Source organism: Streptomyces sp. NPDC050842 (assembly GCF_044456565.1).
GTDB lineage: Bacteria > Actinomycetota > Actinomycetes > Streptomycetales > Streptomycetaceae > Streptomyces.
Window position 1 is genome coordinate 319544 of record NZ_JBITGA010000009.1, and the last position, 15030, is coordinate 334573.

Sequence of the window (15030 nt, forward strand, 5' to 3'; positions counted from 1 at the left end):
CGCAATGGCCCAGGACCCGCCCCCGATCCCGCCCCCGCACCCCGGCGCGCGCCGGCGGCTTCCCGTGGTGGTCGTCGGCGCCGGTCCGTTCGGACTCGCCACCGCCGCCTGGCTGACCGCGAACGGCGTGACCACCCGCGTGTTCGGCGATCCGATGGCGACCTGGCGGGCCCACATGCCCGACGGCATGTTCCTCAAGTCGGTCCCGGCGGCCTCCTCGATCTCCGCCCCCGAGAGCGGGCACCGGTTCGCGGACTTCCGTGCCGCGCGGGGACGGCCCCCGGTCGGCGACACCTATCCGATCCCGGTGGAGGAGTTCATCGCGTACGGCCACTGGTTCCAGGAGCGCCTGGTGCCGGAGGTGGAGCGTACGGCCGTGCGCGAGGTGCGGAGCGCCGACGGCGGGTTCGGCGTCTCCCTGGACACCGGCGAGGAGGTCACCGCGCGGGCCGTGGTGGTGGCGACCGGACTCGTCGCGTACGCCCACCGGCCCGCCGGACTGGCGCCGCTCTTCACGGCGGGCCTCGCGTCCCACTCCTGCGATCACCAGGACTTCGCCGCCTTCGAGGGCCGGCGCGTCGCCGTCGTCGGCGCGGGTCAGTCGGCCCTGGAGAGCGCCGCGCTGCTGCACGAGGCGGGCGCCCGGCCCGTCGTGATCGCCCGGACCCGGGCCCTGCTGTTCGGCGACCCTCCGCCGGCGGACCGGCCGGCCTCCCGGTCCCGGTCCACCCGGCTGCGCAAACCCGGCTCGGCGCTGGGCCCGGGCTGGTCGCTGTTCGCGGTCAGCCACGGCCCGGCCGCCTACCGCCGTCTGCCGCTCCCGGTACGCGCGCACTTCCTGCGCACCGTGCTCGGACCGTCCGGCGCCTGGTGGCTCCGGGACCGGGTGGACGGACGCTTCCCGGTGTGGTGCGACCGCGGCCTGGTCTCGGCCCGGCAGGAGGACGGCACGGACGGTGCCGTACGCCTGGAGCTGGAGGACCCGGCGGGACGGCGGGACGTCCTGCACACCGACCACGTCCTGGCGGCCACCGGCTACCGGGTGGACGTGGGACGGATCCCCGTCCTGGAACCGGCGCTGCGGACGTCGGTGGCCACCTCGTCCGGCGGCGCTCCGGTGCTTTCGGCGGGGTTCGAGTCCTCGGTCCCCGGCCTGTACTTCACCGGCCTGGCCGCGGCCCCCACCTTCGGCCCGCTCCTGCGGTTCGTCCACGGGACGACGTTCGCCGCCCACCGGGTCGCGGCCTCGGTCGCGGGCTCGGTCGCGGGCTCGGTCGCGGGCGGGACACGGTGACCGCGAAGGGCGCCCGCCGGTCCCTTCGGCGGGTGGCGCTGGCGCTGTCGTCCGCCCTGTTGATGACGGCCACCGCCTGCGCCGGAACGGCCGAGGCCCCGCGGGCGCCCACCACCGGGCCGCCGCCGTCCGGCTCCTGGCGGATCGTCCTGGACGAGGAGTTCGACGGAACGGAACTCGACAGCCGGACGTGGACCACCTGCTACGACTGGAACAAGGACGGCTGCACCAACAGCGGCAACGACGAAGAACAGTGGTACCTGCCGGAGCAGGTCTCGGTGCGGGACGGCGAACTGACCCTCACCGCCGAGCGGCGCGAGACGGAGGGCAGCGACGACCTGACCTACCCGTGGACCTCCGGCATGATCTCCACCGGCCGGGACGACTGGTACGGCGAGCCGCGGCGCACGTTCACGTACGGCTACTTCGAGGCGGCGATCAGGATCCCGCCCGAGGCGGGCATGTTCCCCGCGTTCTGGATGATGCCCGAGTCGAAGTTCACGCCGCCGGAGATCGACATCATGGAGTTCCTGGACACCACCGAGCAGGTCAGCATGTACGTGCACTGGCGCGGATCCGACGGCGACGAGGAACGGCAGCGCGGCACGTACGGCCCGGCCGACTTCCCGGACCGGTTCCACATGTTCGGTCTGCTGTGGGAGCCCGACGCGCTGGTCTGGTACGTCGACGGTGTCGAACGCCTCCGGGTGACGGACACGGAACGGATCCCGGACGTGCCCATGGAGGTGCTGATCAATCTGGCGGTCGGGGTGCCGAAGCCCCCGCCGGACACGGTCGACACGGCCCGGATGCGCGTGGACTGGGTACGGGTGTGGGAGCGGTGAGCCGGGGCGGGGCGCCTCCCGGCACGGTGAGGCGCCCCGCCCCGGGCTCCCTCAGGCGACCGCCTTGTACGGCATGTTCAGCCGTGCCCTCATCCGGCGGTAGGCCCGCCACCCCCTGGTCCTCGGCCCTTCGGGGAACGGCGCGACCGGCGCCGCGGCGCCCGTCGTCCACTGCCGGAACCGCTCCCGGTCCGTGTCGGCGCGCACCATCAGCCGGGCGATGCGCAGCGGATCGTCATCCGCCGAGCTGAACGCGTCGCGCACCGCCGTGGCCGACGTCCAGCCCGCCGCGCGCACCTGGTCGCGCACCGCGGGGCTGGAGTACCCGTGCGGATAGGCGAACGAGGTGACCGGGTGGCCGAGGACGTCCTCCAGCTCGCGTCCGCACCCCGCCACCTCGTCCCACGCCCGGTCGGCGGGCAGGGTGTCGAGCTGCGGATGCGTCCGCGTGTGGCCGCCGATCTCGATGCCGTACGCGTCGAGGACGACGAGCTGCCGCCAGCTCAGCATCCGGGACTCCGGCGGGAAGACGCCCTCCGTCGGCCCGCCGGCCCGGCCGCGCAGCGCGCCGGTGGTGACGTACAGGGTCGCTGGCAGGTCCCGCCGTGCGAGCAGGGGCAGCACGGTCGAGTGGAAGTCCGCGAAGCCGTCGTCGAAGGTGAGGACCGCGGCCCGGTCGGGGAGCGGCGGGCCGCCGCGCTGCGCGGCCACCAGCCGGTGCAGCGGCACGATCCGCAGACCGCTGTCGGCGATCGTCTCCAGCTGCTCGGCGAAGGCGCGCGGGCCGACCGTGAACGGCGCGATCCAGGGCGCCGGGTCGGACGCCACCGAGTGGTAGAGGAAGACGGGTACGGCGGTCATGGCAGCCCACCGCCGGCTTCCCCCACCCGTCCCAGGGCCGGTACGGCGGCCGGCCCTGGTGGCGGGTCCGGCACCGGGTCCGGCTCCGCATGCCGGACCCGGCCCGCTACGTAGCCCGCGACGGTCACCCCGACGCCTCCCGCGAGCGCCGAGGCCGTGCGCAGACCCCCGGGGCGGCCGGGCCGCAGCGCCCGGACGAACGCCCTCGGGACGGTCGACCGCAGATAGGCCCGCTCACTGGACAGGGCCGCGCGTGTGCCGCCGAGCCGGGCGACGCGCGCCTTGGACAGGCCCTCCGCGTAGCACCGGGCGACGAAGTAGGCCCAGGTGGCGCGGGCCGCGGGCACGCGGTGGCGGACCGCGGCGGCGGGTTCGTGGAGCAGGACCGCGGCCGGGCGACGGGCCGCGATGCGCAGGCAGAGCTCGGTCTCCTCACAGCCGAGGGGGCGGGTCCCCACGCGGCCCAGATCCGTCCGGAAGCCACCGGCGGCGACCAGCTCGGACCGACGGAAGGACATGTTGGCGCCGATGAAGTTCCGTACGGGGGAAGGCTGTTCGGGCAGTCCGTGATACGAGCAGCCGACCACCCAGTCGAACTCGCGCGGGAACCAGACAGGCCGCCGGGTGACCCACCATGGCCGGACCAGACCGCCGACGCCCGCGACGGCGCGGTCGGCATAGCGGGCGAGGAGCCGCGCGGACCAGTCCGGATCGGCGGCCGCGTCGTCGTCGAGGAAGGCCACGACCTCGCAACGGGCGGCGGCCACACCGGTGTTGCGTCCGCCGGACAGGCCCTGCCGCTCGGCGTTGGCGAGCACCCGCACGCCGGGGAAGGCGACGGCGGCCCGCTCGTACAGTTCGCGGCAGTGGTCGACGACCAGCACGGTCTCCTCCACGGGGCGCCGCTGGGCACGCAGCGACCCGATCGCCGCCCGCAGGTCGTCCCAGCGGTCGAGGGTGTAGGCGCAGACGACGACGGTCAGAGTCGGCAGGCTGCGGGTGTCGGTGTTCACGAGGACCTCCCGGTTCCGGTCGTGAGCCAGCGCTTCCGCCAGATCAGCAGCGGCGTGGCGAGCACGCACATGGTCACCAGCCAGGCGACGCCCGCGCCGGTGATCCCCATCGTGGGGAGCAGCAACTTGGTGAGCCCCAGGACCATCACGCACATCGCGATCTGGACCCCGACCGCCCACCGCAGGCGCCGCCGCGCCCGCCACACGTCGATGGCGAGGCTGACCACGATGTTCGGCAGGGCGGACAGGGCGAGGAGCCGCAGCAGGGTGGTGCCGTGCTCGGCGTACCCGGGGCCGAAGAACCAGAGGATCTGCGGCGCGAGCGCGGCGACGAAGACGATGCCGGCGCCGAGCAGCAGACCCGTGTGGCGCAGCATCCTCACCGTGTGCTCGACCAGCCGCTCCGGGTTGCTCACGGCCTCCACCACGAGGGAGCTGCCGAGGTTGCGGGCGACCAGGTAGAGCACGTAGCCGACGATCCAGGCGAGCGAGAAGTAGGCGCTCTGCTCGGCGCCCAGAGCGTTCAGGACCATCAGCGGGACCACGGTGTACGCCGCCATCCGGAACAGCGAGCCGAAGTAGTCGGCGGCGGCGTACCGCAGCGCCCGGTCCGGTCGCTTCGCCTGCGTCGACACCCGCACGTGTTCGGGTACGGCCCGCCGCAGCAGGACGAAGTTGGCGACGAGGAGGGAGACGGCGAGCGCCCCGACCCAGGAGAGGAGGATGCCGGAGAACAGCGCCAGTGCCGCACCCACGCCGAGCAGCCCGATCTTCACGCAGGCGAAGATCACGTTCTCGCCGACCACCCAGCCGGGCCGCCGCACCGCGGTCAGCGCGCCGTCCTGCATCACGAAGACGGCGTATCCGGCGGTGGCCGTGATGAAGCAGACGGCGGTCACCGGGGTCAGCAGGAAGTCGAGGCCGGGGGCGACCGAGGGAACGAGCAGCAGGAAGCAGAAGGCCGCCAGGGCGCTCATGACGGCGCTCACGGTGTAGCAGAGGAGGATCAGCCGGCGGGTGTGGTGGCCTGCGGAGGGCACGAACCGGACGAGGAAGTCGGAGAGGTTGAGCTGGCCGATGTTGGCCAGGAGCAGGGTCATGGAGAGCGCGGAGTAGCTGAGCCCCACCACCTCGTCGTCGTACCAGCGCGTGGCCAGGACCCAGAAGAGGGAGCCGAGCGCGGCGCTGACGAGGGAGCTGATCGCGAGGAGGTGGCCGTTGCGCAGCAGCGGGTCGCGGGGGAACACCGCGGTGACGCCGGACCGGACCACCGAACCGACCGAGCGGCGCGGCGCGTCGGGGGAAGGCCTGTCCTCCACGACCGCGACCGTGGTGCCGGCCGCCGGTGACGTCCGGGCGTGCCGTGTGGTGCGCGGCTCGGTCATCGGGGTCCGCCCCGTCTCCGCGGGCCGGGGTGCGCGAGGTCGTCGTGGCGGCCTTCGGTCCGCCGTAGCACCCGACGCTCGATCCGCCGGCTGCGCAGATAGCCGTACGGGCCGTAGAGCATGCCCCGCAGCTCCAGGCGGGTGAGCCTGGCCGGGGTGGCGCCGCTCCCGGAGTCCGATCCACCGTGTTCGTGGTGTCGGGTGAGCGCGTGCCGTACGCCGCCGGGCAGCCGTCGCAGCAGCGCGGGCAGCATGCGTGGTTCGTGGACGATCGCCCCGGCCAGATAGGCGCCGAAGCCCGCGCCGTAGCCGAACGCCTGCGCGTCGAGCGCTTCGGCGGTGCGCTTGTGCCGGTGCCAGACGATCGCGGCGGGCTCGTAGGCGAGGGAGCGGCCGCGGGCGAGGACCCGGAAGAAGGAGAGCAGGTCGTCACCGCCGTGCGCGGGGGTGCCGACGCCGGTGGCGGGGTCGAAGCCGCCGAGGTCGCGCAGCAGTTCCGTACGGAACGCCATGTTCGCGCCGGAGCCGAAGCGGCCCGCGGTGAACGGGAACAGCGGGTCCGCGGGCGGAGCGCGCAGCGACCAGACGCGGGGGGCGTACCCCTTCGCGAACGCTCCGTGCCGCTCCAGCGCGAGTTGCGCCTCGGTGTCCAGCTCGGCGGGGACGATGAGCCCGGTGACGCAGCCGGTGCGCGGGTCCGCCAGGAAGGGCGCGGCGAGCGCGGTCAGCCACTGCGGGTCGACGAGCGTGTCGTCGTCGGTGAAGGCGCTGATGCCGCCACGGGCCGCGCCGAGCCCGCGGTTGTGGGCGCGGGCGAGACCGGGCACGGGTTCGCGCAGGTAGCGGACCACGGGACGTGTGCCGCCGTCGTACTCCCGCCGGACCAGCTCCTCCGTGGTCGTGTCCGCCGGGGCGTTGTCCACCACGATCACCTCGAACCGCGGGTACGTCAGCGCGAGCAGCGAGTCCAGGCAGTCCCGGAGCATCCCGGCGCGGTTCCTCGTGGCGACGATCACGCTGATCGCGGGCGTCCTGACGGGCGCCTCGACGGGCGTCCGGTGGGGCTCGTGGGTTTCCGGGTCCTCATCGGTGACCGCGAACTCCCGGACCGCCGCGGCCGCGAGCGCCTGCCACAGCTCCTCGGGCCCGCCGCCGGACGCCTCGGCCATCCCCAGCGGACGGCCGTGGAACCGTACGAGTCCGAGCGCGCGGCCGGACGGCCTGGTCCGCACCCCGCCCCCGGGGAGCCGGAACGCCCCGGGCTCGGCGAGGTCGATGTCCACGACCGGCAGCGGCGCGGCGGACGCGAGCGCGCGTCCGCCGGTCACGACGCGCTCCGCTCCAGCGGAGCGGACGCCGGCTGGGCGGTCGCCTTCTGCCCGCCGGGGCGCTCGGACAGGAGCGTCTTCAGCACCCTGCGGCCGTCGGAGATCGCGTGCAGGTTGGACCGGCCGTTGCGGCGGGGCAGTTCGAGGCTGGGGACCTCGGCGATCCGCAGTCCGGAGCGCAGCGCGTGCACGATCATCTCGGCCTCGATCTCGAAACCGGTGGCGTGCAGGTCGAGTTGGTCGAGGAAGGTGCGCCGGAACGCGCAGAAGCCGTAGCAGAGGTCGGTCAGCGTGGCGTCGTAGAGCCGGTTCACGAGGGCCAGCAGGGCGTGGTTGCCGAGCTGCCGGAAGCGCGTGATGTCGAGGGAGCCGCCACCCTCGACGAAACGGGAGCCCTTGACGAAGTCGTAGCCGTTCTCGAGGAAGTGCACGAAGTGCGGGATCTCCGCGGGCGACATGCTGCCGTCGGCGTCCATCATCACCACGTAGTCGCCGCGCGCCGCGAGGAAGCCGGTGCGCAGCGCGTTCCCCTTGCCTTTCCCGCTCTGCTTCAGGCTGCGGACCGTCGGCAGGATCTGGGTCGCGATGCGGACCGTGGCGTCGTGGGAGTCGCCGTCGATCAGCAGGACCTCGCCGACGCAGTCCGGGATCTGTTCGAAGACCCAGGGGATGTTGCGCGCCTCGTTGAGGGCCGGGATCACCAGGCTCACCGCGAGCCGGGTCGGCGCCTTGTCCTCGGCGCGCCGCATGGGGTGCGGGGCCGGGTCGGTGGAGCGGCGGAGTGGGTGCTCTGTGGGCGGGAAGTCGGTGTTCTGCCGCAGAGTCGGGTGAGTGGTCATGATGTCTCCGGGATCGAATCGGTGCACGGTCGCGTCGTGCTGCGGAGGCCGTCCGCCGGAGTGAGGTGCCGGGTGACAGGTACGTCGACCCTCGAAATGCACCATACGTTTACGTCGTATATGTACACTTTATCCCTGGATGTCCTGCGGTCAAGGCGTGCACAGCGAAGGCGGACACATGGCGATCGAGAAGGACCCCTCGTCGGGCCGCCGCGCGCCGGGCCGCCGCGCCGGCGACCACGGGCGGTACGGCCGCCTGAGCCGCGAGCGCGTGCTCGCCACCGCCCTGGAGCTGGTCGACCGTGAGGGGCTGTCCGCGCTGAGCATGCGCCGGACCGGCGCGGAGCTCGGAGTGGAGGCCATGGCGCTGTACCGGTACGCCGCCGGGAAGGACGCGCTGCTCGACGGTCTGGTGGAGGCCCTCTACACCGAGCTGGAGGAACAGCTGGCCGCCTCCGACGAGTCACCCGGATGGCGGGACGAACTCCACCGGATCGCCGCCGCGACCTACCGGGTCGCCCTCGCGCATCCCCAGGTGGCCCCGCTCCTGGCCACGCGCATGCTGGCGGTCCCGCTCGCCCGCCGCCCGCTCCCCGTCCTCCGGGACCACGAGCGGATCCTGGTCCTCCTGAACCGGGCGGGCCTGGACGAGGACGCCACCGTCATGGCCTTCCGGGCCGTCACCGGCTGGGTCCTCGGCTACATCCTCGGAGACCTGCGGGCCATGGTCGACAACCCCGACGAGCCCGATCCCGCCTTCCGCCTCGGCCTGCACCGCATGCCGGCCCGCGAGCTCCCCTCCTTGCGCGGCGCCGCCCCGACACTCGCCCGGCGCGGCGCCCCGGAGGGCCTGGCCATCGGCCTCGACGCCCTCCTGGACCGCTTCGCCCCCGAAGCCTGAAGGCTCAGACAGACAACCCGCGCACCAGCAGATCGAGCAGCGCGCACACGAACAGGCTGATCCCGATGAAGCCGTTCGTCGTGAAGAACGCCCGGTTGAGCCGGGACAGGTCGTTCGGCTTCACGATCGAGTGCTCGTAGCAGAAGGCCGCCGCCACGATGACGAGGCCGACCCAGAAGAACATCCCCGCGTCCGTGGCCACCGCGTACCAGACGAGCAGCCCCGTCGTCACGACCGCCGAGGCGCGCGCGCCCCACAGGGCCGCCGGAACGCCGAAGCGCGCCGGGACGGACATGACACCCTCGGCGCGGTCCGCCTGGACGTCCTGACAGGCGAAGATCAGGTCGAAGCCGCCGATCCAGATGCCGACCGCGAGGCCGAGGATCACCGCGTCCCAGGACCACTCGCCGGTGACCGCGAGCCAGGCGCCGATCGGCCCTATGGCCTGGGCGAGCCCGAGGATGACGTGCGGGAAGTTCGTGAACCGCTTGCCGTACGGGTAGACGACCATCGGGATGACGGCGAGCGGCGCGAGCGCCAGACAGAGCGGGTTGAGGAGCGCCGCGGCCCCGAGGAACACCACGACCGCGATGCCGGCCCCGGTCCACGCCGACCGCACGGACACCGCCCCGGTCACCAGCTCGCGCCCCGCCGTCCGCGGATTGCGGGCGTCGATCTCGCGGTCGATGATCCGGTTGCAGGCCATGGCGAAGGTCCGCAGGCCCACCATGCAGACGGTGACGAGGAAGAGCGTCCACCAGTGGATGTTCTTGTCCACCTGGTACATCGCGGTGAGCGCGGCGGTGTACGCGAAGGGCAGCGCGAAGACCGAGTGCTCGATCATCACGAGGCGCAGGAACGCCTTCGTACGTCCCGGATCGGCGCCCGGTACGGCGGCCGTGGTCACAGGCCGTACTCCTTCCAGCGGCGGTCCACGAGGGCCGCGGTCGCCGGGTCCGACTCCACCATGTCCGGCCAGCCGCCGTCCCGGGTGTAGCCCTCCTCGGGCAGCTTCTTGGTCGCGTCGATACCGGCCTTGCCGCCCCAGAACTGCTGGTACGAGGCGTGGTCCAGATGATCGACCGGCCCCTCCACCACCGTCAGGTCGCGGGCGTAGTCGGTGTTGCCGAGGGCCCGCCAGGACACCTCGTGCAGATCATGCACGTCGCAGTCCTTGTCGACCACGATGATCAGCTTGGTCAGCGACATCATGTGCGCGCCCCAGATGGCGTGCATGACCTTCTGCGCGTGCTTCGGGTACTTCTTGTCGATCGAGACGATCGCGCAGTTGTGGAAGCCGCCCGACTCCGGCAGGTGGTAGTCGACGATGTCCGGCACGATGATCTTGAGCAGGGGCAGGAAGAACCGCTCCGTGGCCCGGCCGAGCGGCCCGTCCTCGGTGGGAGGCCGGCCGACGACGATCGACTGGAGCAGCGGACGCTTCCGCATCGTCACGCAGTCGATCTTCAGTGCGGGGAACGGTTCCTGCGGCGTGTAGAAGCCGGTGTGGTCGCCGAAGGGCCCCTCCGGCAGGGTCTCACCGGGCTCCAGCCACCCTTCGATGACGACCTCGGCGTGCGCGGGCACCTGGAGCGGCACGGTCTTGCAGTCGACCATCTCGATCCGCTTGCCCTGCACGAAGCCGGCGAACAGGTACTCGTCGATGTCACCGGGCAGCGGGGCCGTCGACGCGTACGTCACGGCCGGCGGGCAGCCGAAGGCGATCGCGACGGGCAGCCGCTCGCCACGGGCCGCCGCCACCGCGTAGTGGTTGCGGCTGTCCTTGTGGATCTGCCAGTGCATGCCGATGGTGCGCTTGTCGTGCCGCTGGAGCCGGTAGAGCCCCAGGTTCCGCACGCCGGTCTCGGGGTGCTTGGTGTGCGTGAGCCCGAGATTGAAGAAGGAGCCGCCGTCCTTGGGCCAGGTGAAGAGCGCGGGGAGCGCGTCGAGATCGACGTCGTCCCCGGTGAGCACTACCTCCTGGACAGGCGCTTCTTTGACCTTCTTCGGCGGCACGTGGACCATCGAGCCGAGCTTGCCGAAGGCCTCGCGGACCCCGACGAAACCGTGCGGAAGCTCGGGCTTGAGCAGCCCGCCGATCTTCTCGCTGATCTCGCCGTACGACTTCAGGCCGAGGGCCTTGAGCAGCCGGCGGTCGGTCCCGAAGACGTTCATCGCGAGCGGCATCGAGGAGCCCTTGACGTTCTCGAAGAGAAGCGCCGGGCCTCCTGCCTTGTTCACTCGGTCGACGATCTCCCCGACCTCCAGGTACGGGTCGACTTCGGCCTTGATGCGCTTGAGGTCGCCATCGCGCTCAAGGGCCCTGAGCAGCGAGCGGAGATCGTCGTAAGCCATAAGGGCCAGTATCGGTCACCGGCTACCCTTGACCTGTCACCGGGGCCGCCGAAACGCGCCCCCGCCACCGCTTCCAGGGGGCTGTCCCACATGCTCAGGGCGCTGTTGTACATCCTGCCGCTGGCGCTGACGATCTACGCCTTCATCGACTGCCTGAACACCCCGGAGGAAGAGACCAAGCACCTGCCGAAGGTGGTCTGGGTCATCATCATCCTGCTGTTCTGGATCGTCGGGCCGATCGTCTGGTTCTTCGCGGGCAAGGTGCGGCGCCCGGCCGGGGCGCGGGGCAGGACGGGCGGCTGGGTCGCCCCCGACGACAACCCGGAGTTCCTGAAGTCCCTGAAGGACGAGAACACCCAGGGGTTCGAGGAGCGGGAGGCGGACCTCCGCCGCCGCGAGGAAGAACTGAGGAAGCGCGAGAGCGGCGAGGAGACCGAGAGCTGACGGAGAACCGCGAGAGCTGACGGAGAACCGATGGAACTGCGACTCCTCCTCACCTTCGAGAAGGTCGCCGACGTCCTCTCCTTCACCCGGGCGGCCGCCGACCTCGGCTATGCCCAGTCCAGCGTCACGGGCCAGATCCGTTCCCTGGAGTCGTCGCTCGACGTGGAGCTCTTCGAGCGGCTCGGCAGCCGCATCCGGCTCACGGAGGCCGGGGAGCGGCTCCTGCCGTACGCCCGCCGGATGACGGAGCTGGCCGAGGAGGCGAGGACGGCCGTCGCGACCGCCGCGGAACCCTCGGGGACGATCGCCGTCGGCACGATGGAGTCCCTGACCTCGTACCGCCTGCCGCCACTGCTGGAGTACTTCCACCACCGCTACCCGAAGGTACGGCTGACGCTGCGGCCCACCCTGGGCGACGAGACCCGGGCGGCGCTGCGCCAGGGCACGTACGACGTGGGCTTCCTGATGGAGCCGGGCACGGAGCACGAGGGCCTGGAGTCGGAGGTCCTCGCGCCGGAGCCGCTGGTCCTGGTCGCCGGCCCGGGCCATCCCCTGGCGGGCCGTACGGGTCTGACGAGCGCGGACCTGGCGGCGGCCCGCCTGGTGGGCACCGAACCGGGCTGCCCGTACCGCGACCTCTTCGAGGAGGAGCTGCGGGAGTGGGCGCCGCCCTTCATGGAGTTCGGCACGATCGAGGCGACGAAGCGGGGAGTGACGTCGGGCCTGGGCGTGGCCCTGCTCCCCCGGGTGGCGGTGGCGGAGGAACTGGCCTCCGGCACCCTGGTCGCCCTGGACTGGGAGGCCCCCTTCACCCTCTTCACACAGCTCGCGTGGCGGCGGGGGAAGAAGCTTCCGGCGCATGTCCGGCTGTTCGTGGAGCAGGCGCGGCGACTGGTGTCCGAGCAGACCCGGCCAGCGTGACCTTGAGGCTGGCGAGAACGATGAGCGGGACGCCGAGCGCCTGGACGAGGCCGATGTGGTGCCCGTACACGGCCCAGTCGACGCCCATGGCGACGGCGGGGTAGGTGAAGGCGAGGACGGCGATCTTGGCGGTCGGCAGCTTGGCGTAGGCGGCGTACATGAGGACGTACATCAGCCCGGTGTGCACGACCCCGAGCCCGACGAGCCACAGCCACCCGCCTCCGATCCCGCCGACGGCGCCGAAGTCGACGAAGGGCAGGAGCAGCGGCAGTCCCACAAGAACCTGGACGAGCGCGACGAGATGGGGCCGCACGCCGGTGATCCGCTTGGTGACGAAGGTGGCGAGGGCGTAGAGGACGGCGGCGGCGAGGGCGAAGCCGAGCCCCTTGAGGGAGGCGGTGTCCCCGGGCCTCACCCCGGAGACGAGCACGAGCCCCCCGAAGGCGAGCGCGAGCCACCCGAGCTTGGCACCGGATATCCGCTCCCGCATGAACACCGCCCCGAGCAGCACGAGGAAGAACGGCTGCGTGTGGTAGACGACGGTGGCGAGGGAGATCGAGGTGGCCTCGTAGGCCTCGAACAGGAAAACCCAGTTGAAGACGATGAACACCCCGCCGAGTGCGGCGAGCCCGAGCTTCTTGGCGGTGAACCCGTGCCCGGTGAAGAACCCCCGGGCGAGGCTGTACGCCCCGAGCGCGGCGGCGCCGAAGAGGCACCGGAAGAACACCACCTCGAAGGGCGAAGCCCCGGACTCGACGACGAAGACGCCGAGCGTGCCGGAGAGCACCATGGCGAGGGTGAGTTCGACGGTTCCCCTGGTCTCGTTTCTCATGACAGCGACGCTACGAGCGGGCCCGGGCCCCGGTCCACGAGCCAGTGCCCCGTCCTCCCGATGGGCCCGATCGGCGGGACCGATGAGGGGCCCATCGGCGGACGCGATGCTTCGCCCGCGCGACCGCTACGACTCCCTCTCCCCCTCCCTCGGAAGTGCCACCGCCGCCTTCCACAGGAGCAACTGCCCGTCGTCCACGGGCGTCATCTCACCCTGGAACATGAGCCAGTAACCGTCGTCGGCCTTCGCCTGGGTCGCGAACACGTACGTCTCGCCGTCCGCCAACCGCCGAGCGGGCCGCTCGTCCGACGCGAACGGGACGAACACCGTGCCCCGCACGTCCCCGCGCAGCGCCGAAACGACCTCCACCCGGTAGACGTCCGTAGCCCAGTACTCGTCCACGCGCGGCTCCACGGACTCCACGACGCGCCCGGTGAAGACGTTCTCGGCGTACGAGGCGGTGTCCACCACGCTGGTGGCGTCGTACCCCCGCAGGACACAGCCAGAAGACACCTGCCCCTCCAGATACTGATAGCCGGACCAGCCGCCCAACGCCAACGCCCCGGCGACCACCCCGCCCGCCACCAAGGCCGTCGCTTTCCTGCCCATGTGCATCTGTGACCATCCATCATGAACCTGACTCTCTGCAAAGGGAGTTGGCGCGGGATACGTTGTTCTCCCGAAGAGTCCGAAGGAGTCGGATGCCATGCCCGAGAACCGCGATCGACGTCCCGAGGCAACCCACCGTGGCATCCACGCCCTCGCGGGTTTCCTGCTCCTCGCCGCCGCGCTCTCCGCGTGCGGAGGAGCCGACGCGGAGAGCGCGAAGGCGGCTGCCCCCGCACCGGTGAAGGCCGCGAACGGCGACTCGCAGGTCACGGCGAACGAGAAGCCCTCCGCGAAGATCATCACCCGTGGTGCGGGCGACCCGACTCCCAGCCTCTACGCCCACCTCCCAGGGACTCTCGTCGTCACCGACGACAACTGCATCGCCGTGACCACCGCCCGGAGCGAGAAGCCGATTGCCGTTGTCTGGGGCCACGGCTGGTCGGTTCGCGAGGAGAGCGGCAAGGCCGCCGTGTACGACGCCGACGGCAAGCTCTTCGCCCGCGAAGGCGACAAGGTGGGGCTGGGCGGCGGAAGTTCCGACCGGTTCGACGGCAAGCCCTGTGCCACCGACACGGTATTCGCAGCCAACGACGCCCAGGCTGCCCCGTAGGGAGACCGAGGAGGCCCGCCGGCGCCCGCACGTCATGGACGGTCGCCGGCCCGGGGCGGAGGCGCCGGATGGCAGAGGCACCCGCACACGAGGTAGCGGACTCCCTGTACGCCGCTGTCGCGGGGGACCCCGTCCCGGCAACGGTCGTGGCGGCCGACGACGCAACGCGGTGACCGGAACTCCGGCTCCGGCGGGACCTTGAGCGCGCGGGTCAGCAGGGACACGGTCACGGCGTCGGCGATCTCCGGCGTCACCCACCAGCCGTCGCCCGCGCGGTCGCGGTGCGGACCGTCGTGGCCCACGCCGAGCACGCAGACCGAGCCGCCCCACACCGGCCGCACCGCCTCGGCGACGTCGAACACGGACCGCCGCGCCCCGCAGCGACTCATCGGGGGCTCCCGGCGTGGATGTTGCGCTGATCGACGTCCACCCCGACCGTCGCCAGCCACAGCGCCCGCCGCCGACGCCGTTGCACGGCCCGCGCCGAGTCCGCCGCCAAGTAGGGCCGCTCCAGGGGCGATCGGGCGCCATCGAGGAGCGCGGTCTGCTCGACGGCGTAGGGAGACCGCCGGGAGGGCGCGCGGTGCCGGGGCGCGGGGGCCGGCGTCACCCGGCGGGGGTGGGTCATCCGGCGGGGGCGGTGCCTGCCGGTGGCAGGCAGGGTCAGCATCAGCAGCCCGAGCAGTACGGGGATCAGCGCCCTGCCCAGTACGCGCGCGATAGGGTTCCGCACGTCATCAACTCCGTTGATAGTTGGTGGCCATGCCCCGGGGCCGTGCCAGCGGTTGCCGGG

Annotated in this window: 17 protein-coding genes; 6 read left to right on the forward strand and 11 right to left on the reverse strand. The window is 72.1% G+C overall.

What is annotated here, in order from left to right; genetic code table 11:
* Positions 1-4: 4 nt before the first annotated feature.
* Together ACIBG6_RS29465 and ACIBG6_RS29470 are read left to right on the forward strand one after the other, a co-directional pair.
* Entirely contained in the window at positions 5-1294 is a 1290-nt protein-coding gene (locus ACIBG6_RS29465) for an NAD(P)-binding domain-containing protein (RefSeq protein ID WP_399225700.1), read from the forward strand.
* Entirely contained in the window at positions 1291-2139 is an 849-nt protein-coding gene (locus ACIBG6_RS29470) for a family 16 glycosylhydrolase (RefSeq protein WP_399225701.1), read from the forward strand. Before ACIBG6_RS29465 ends, ACIBG6_RS29470 begins: the two co-directional genes overlap by 4 nt.
* A 51-nt stretch (positions 2140-2190) precedes the next feature.
* Here ACIBG6_RS29470 and ACIBG6_RS29475 read toward each other — a convergent pair whose 3' ends face one another.
* From ACIBG6_RS29475 to ACIBG6_RS29495, 5 genes are read right to left on the reverse strand one after another with little or no spacing between them, the layout of a single operon-like run.
* Entirely contained in the window at positions 2191-3000 is an 810-nt protein-coding gene (locus ACIBG6_RS29475) for a polysaccharide deacetylase family protein (RefSeq protein ID WP_399225702.1), read from the reverse strand.
* Positions 2997-4013 (reverse strand): glycosyltransferase family 2 protein, encoded by a 1017-nt coding sequence (locus tag ACIBG6_RS29480; protein WP_399225703.1) that lies wholly within the window; start codon positions 4011-4013, stop codon positions 2997-2999. The genes ACIBG6_RS29475 and ACIBG6_RS29480 overlap by 4 nt, the downstream gene beginning before the upstream one ends.
* Entirely contained in the window at positions 4010-5398 is a 1389-nt protein-coding gene (locus ACIBG6_RS29485) for a lipopolysaccharide biosynthesis protein (protein WP_399225704.1), read from the reverse strand. The genes ACIBG6_RS29480 and ACIBG6_RS29485 overlap by 4 nt, the downstream gene beginning before the upstream one ends.
* Positions 5395-6726, reverse strand: a complete 1332-nt coding sequence (locus ACIBG6_RS29490) for a glycosyltransferase (protein ID WP_399225705.1) — start codon at positions 6724-6726, stop codon at positions 5395-5397. The genes ACIBG6_RS29485 and ACIBG6_RS29490 overlap by 4 nt, the downstream gene beginning before the upstream one ends.
* Positions 6723-7565, reverse strand: a complete 843-nt coding sequence (locus ACIBG6_RS29495; protein WP_399225706.1) for a glycosyltransferase family 2 protein — start codon at positions 7563-7565, stop codon at positions 6723-6725. Before ACIBG6_RS29495 ends, ACIBG6_RS29490 begins: the two co-directional genes overlap by 4 nt.
* A 178-nt stretch (positions 7566-7743) precedes the next feature.
* On the opposite strand from ACIBG6_RS29495, the gene ACIBG6_RS29500 reads away from it, so the two are divergent.
* Positions 7744-8466 (forward strand): TetR/AcrR family transcriptional regulator, encoded by a 723-nt coding sequence (locus ACIBG6_RS29500; protein WP_399225707.1) that lies wholly within the window; start codon positions 7744-7746, stop codon positions 8464-8466.
* A gap of 4 nt (positions 8467-8470) precedes the next feature.
* On the opposite strand, the gene mqnP is transcribed toward ACIBG6_RS29500, so the two are convergent.
* Together mqnP and ACIBG6_RS29510 are read right to left on the reverse strand one after the other, a co-directional pair.
* Positions 8471-9373, reverse strand: coding sequence for a menaquinone biosynthesis prenyltransferase MqnP (mqnP, locus tag ACIBG6_RS29505; protein WP_399225709.1), 903 nt, complete (start codon positions 9371-9373; stop codon positions 8471-8473).
* A complete protein-coding gene (locus ACIBG6_RS29510; protein WP_399225710.1) occupies positions 9370-10821 on the reverse strand; it encodes a menaquinone biosynthesis decarboxylase in 1452 nt (483 codons plus the stop codon). The genes mqnP and ACIBG6_RS29510 overlap by 4 nt, the downstream gene beginning before the upstream one ends.
* A 90-nt stretch (positions 10822-10911) precedes the next feature.
* Between ACIBG6_RS29510 and ACIBG6_RS29515 the strand changes: the two genes are divergently transcribed.
* A complete protein-coding gene (locus ACIBG6_RS29515; protein ID WP_399225711.1) occupies positions 10912-11265 on the forward strand; it encodes a PLD nuclease N-terminal domain-containing protein in 354 nt (117 codons plus the stop codon).
* Between the two features lie 30 nt (positions 11266-11295).
* Positions 11296-12186: a LysR family transcriptional regulator gene (locus ACIBG6_RS29520; protein ID WP_399225712.1), complete on the forward strand. Its 891-nt coding sequence runs from the start codon at positions 11296-11298 to the stop codon at positions 12184-12186.
* On the opposite strand, the gene ACIBG6_RS29525 is transcribed toward ACIBG6_RS29520, so the two are convergent.
* The gene (locus ACIBG6_RS29525) at positions 12083-13018 is read right to left on the reverse strand and encodes a DMT family transporter (protein ID WP_399225713.1); all 936 of its coding nucleotides are present in this window, start codon (positions 13016-13018) and stop codon (positions 12083-12085) included. The two genes, ACIBG6_RS29520 and ACIBG6_RS29525, sit on opposite strands and share 104 nt — an antisense overlap.
* A gap of 126 nt (positions 13019-13144) precedes the next feature.
* Positions 13145-13627: a hypothetical protein gene (locus ACIBG6_RS29530; RefSeq protein ID WP_399225715.1), complete on the reverse strand. Its 483-nt coding sequence runs from the start codon at positions 13625-13627 to the stop codon at positions 13145-13147.
* Positions 13628-13724: 97 nt separating this feature from the next.
* Between ACIBG6_RS29530 and ACIBG6_RS29535 the strand changes: the two genes are divergently transcribed.
* Entirely contained in the window at positions 13725-14237 is a 513-nt protein-coding gene (locus ACIBG6_RS29535; protein WP_399225716.1) for a hypothetical protein, read from the forward strand.
* Positions 14238-14269: 32 nt separating this feature from the next.
* Here ACIBG6_RS29535 and ACIBG6_RS29540 read toward each other — a convergent pair whose 3' ends face one another.
* Positions 14270-14626, reverse strand: a complete 357-nt coding sequence (locus tag ACIBG6_RS29540) for a hypothetical protein (protein WP_399225717.1) — start codon at positions 14624-14626, stop codon at positions 14270-14272.
* Positions 14623-14970, reverse strand: a complete 348-nt coding sequence (locus ACIBG6_RS29545; RefSeq protein WP_399225718.1) for a hypothetical protein — start codon at positions 14968-14970, stop codon at positions 14623-14625. Before ACIBG6_RS29545 ends, ACIBG6_RS29540 begins: the two co-directional genes overlap by 4 nt.
* Between the last annotated feature and the right edge of the window lie 60 nt (positions 14971-15030).

Bases quoted from the DNA above. Each gene is read 5' to 3' on its own strand.
- ACIBG6_RS29530 (WP_399225715.1), bottom strand. From the start codon at position 13,627: ATGGGCAGGAAAGCGACGGCCTTGGTGGCGGGCGGGGTGGTCGCCGGG.
- ACIBG6_RS29540 (WP_399225717.1), bottom strand. From the start codon at position 14,626: ATGAGTCGCTGCGGGGCGCGGCGGTCCGTGTTCGACGTCGCCGAGGCG.
- ACIBG6_RS29510 (WP_399225710.1), bottom strand. From the start codon at position 10,821: ATGGCTTACGACGATCTCCGCTCGCTGCTCAGGGCCCTTGAGCGCGAT.
- ACIBG6_RS29485 (WP_399225704.1), bottom strand. From the start codon at position 5,398: ATGACCGAGCCGCGCACCACACGGCACGCCCGGACGTCACCGGCGGCC.
- ACIBG6_RS29475 (WP_399225702.1), bottom strand. From the start codon at position 3,000: ATGACCGCCGTACCCGTCTTCCTCTACCACTCGGTGGCGTCCGACCCG.
- ACIBG6_RS29500 (WP_399225707.1), top strand. From the start codon at position 7,744: ATGGCGATCGAGAAGGACCCCTCGTCGGGCCGCCGCGCGCCGGGCCGC.
- ACIBG6_RS29535 (WP_399225716.1), top strand. From the start codon at position 13,725: ATGCCCGAGAACCGCGATCGACGTCCCGAGGCAACCCACCGTGGCATC.
- ACIBG6_RS29465 (WP_399225700.1), top strand. From the start codon at position 5: ATGGCCCAGGACCCGCCCCCGATCCCGCCCCCGCACCCCGGCGCGCGC.
- ACIBG6_RS29495 (WP_399225706.1), bottom strand. From the start codon at position 7,565: ATGACCACTCACCCGACTCTGCGGCAGAACACCGACTTCCCGCCCACA.
- ACIBG6_RS29525 (WP_399225713.1), bottom strand. From the start codon at position 13,018: ATGAGAAACGAGACCAGGGGAACCGTCGAACTCACCCTCGCCATGGTG.
- ACIBG6_RS29520 (WP_399225712.1), top strand. From the start codon at position 11,296: ATGGAACTGCGACTCCTCCTCACCTTCGAGAAGGTCGCCGACGTCCTC.
- ACIBG6_RS29515 (WP_399225711.1), top strand. From the start codon at position 10,912: ATGCTCAGGGCGCTGTTGTACATCCTGCCGCTGGCGCTGACGATCTAC.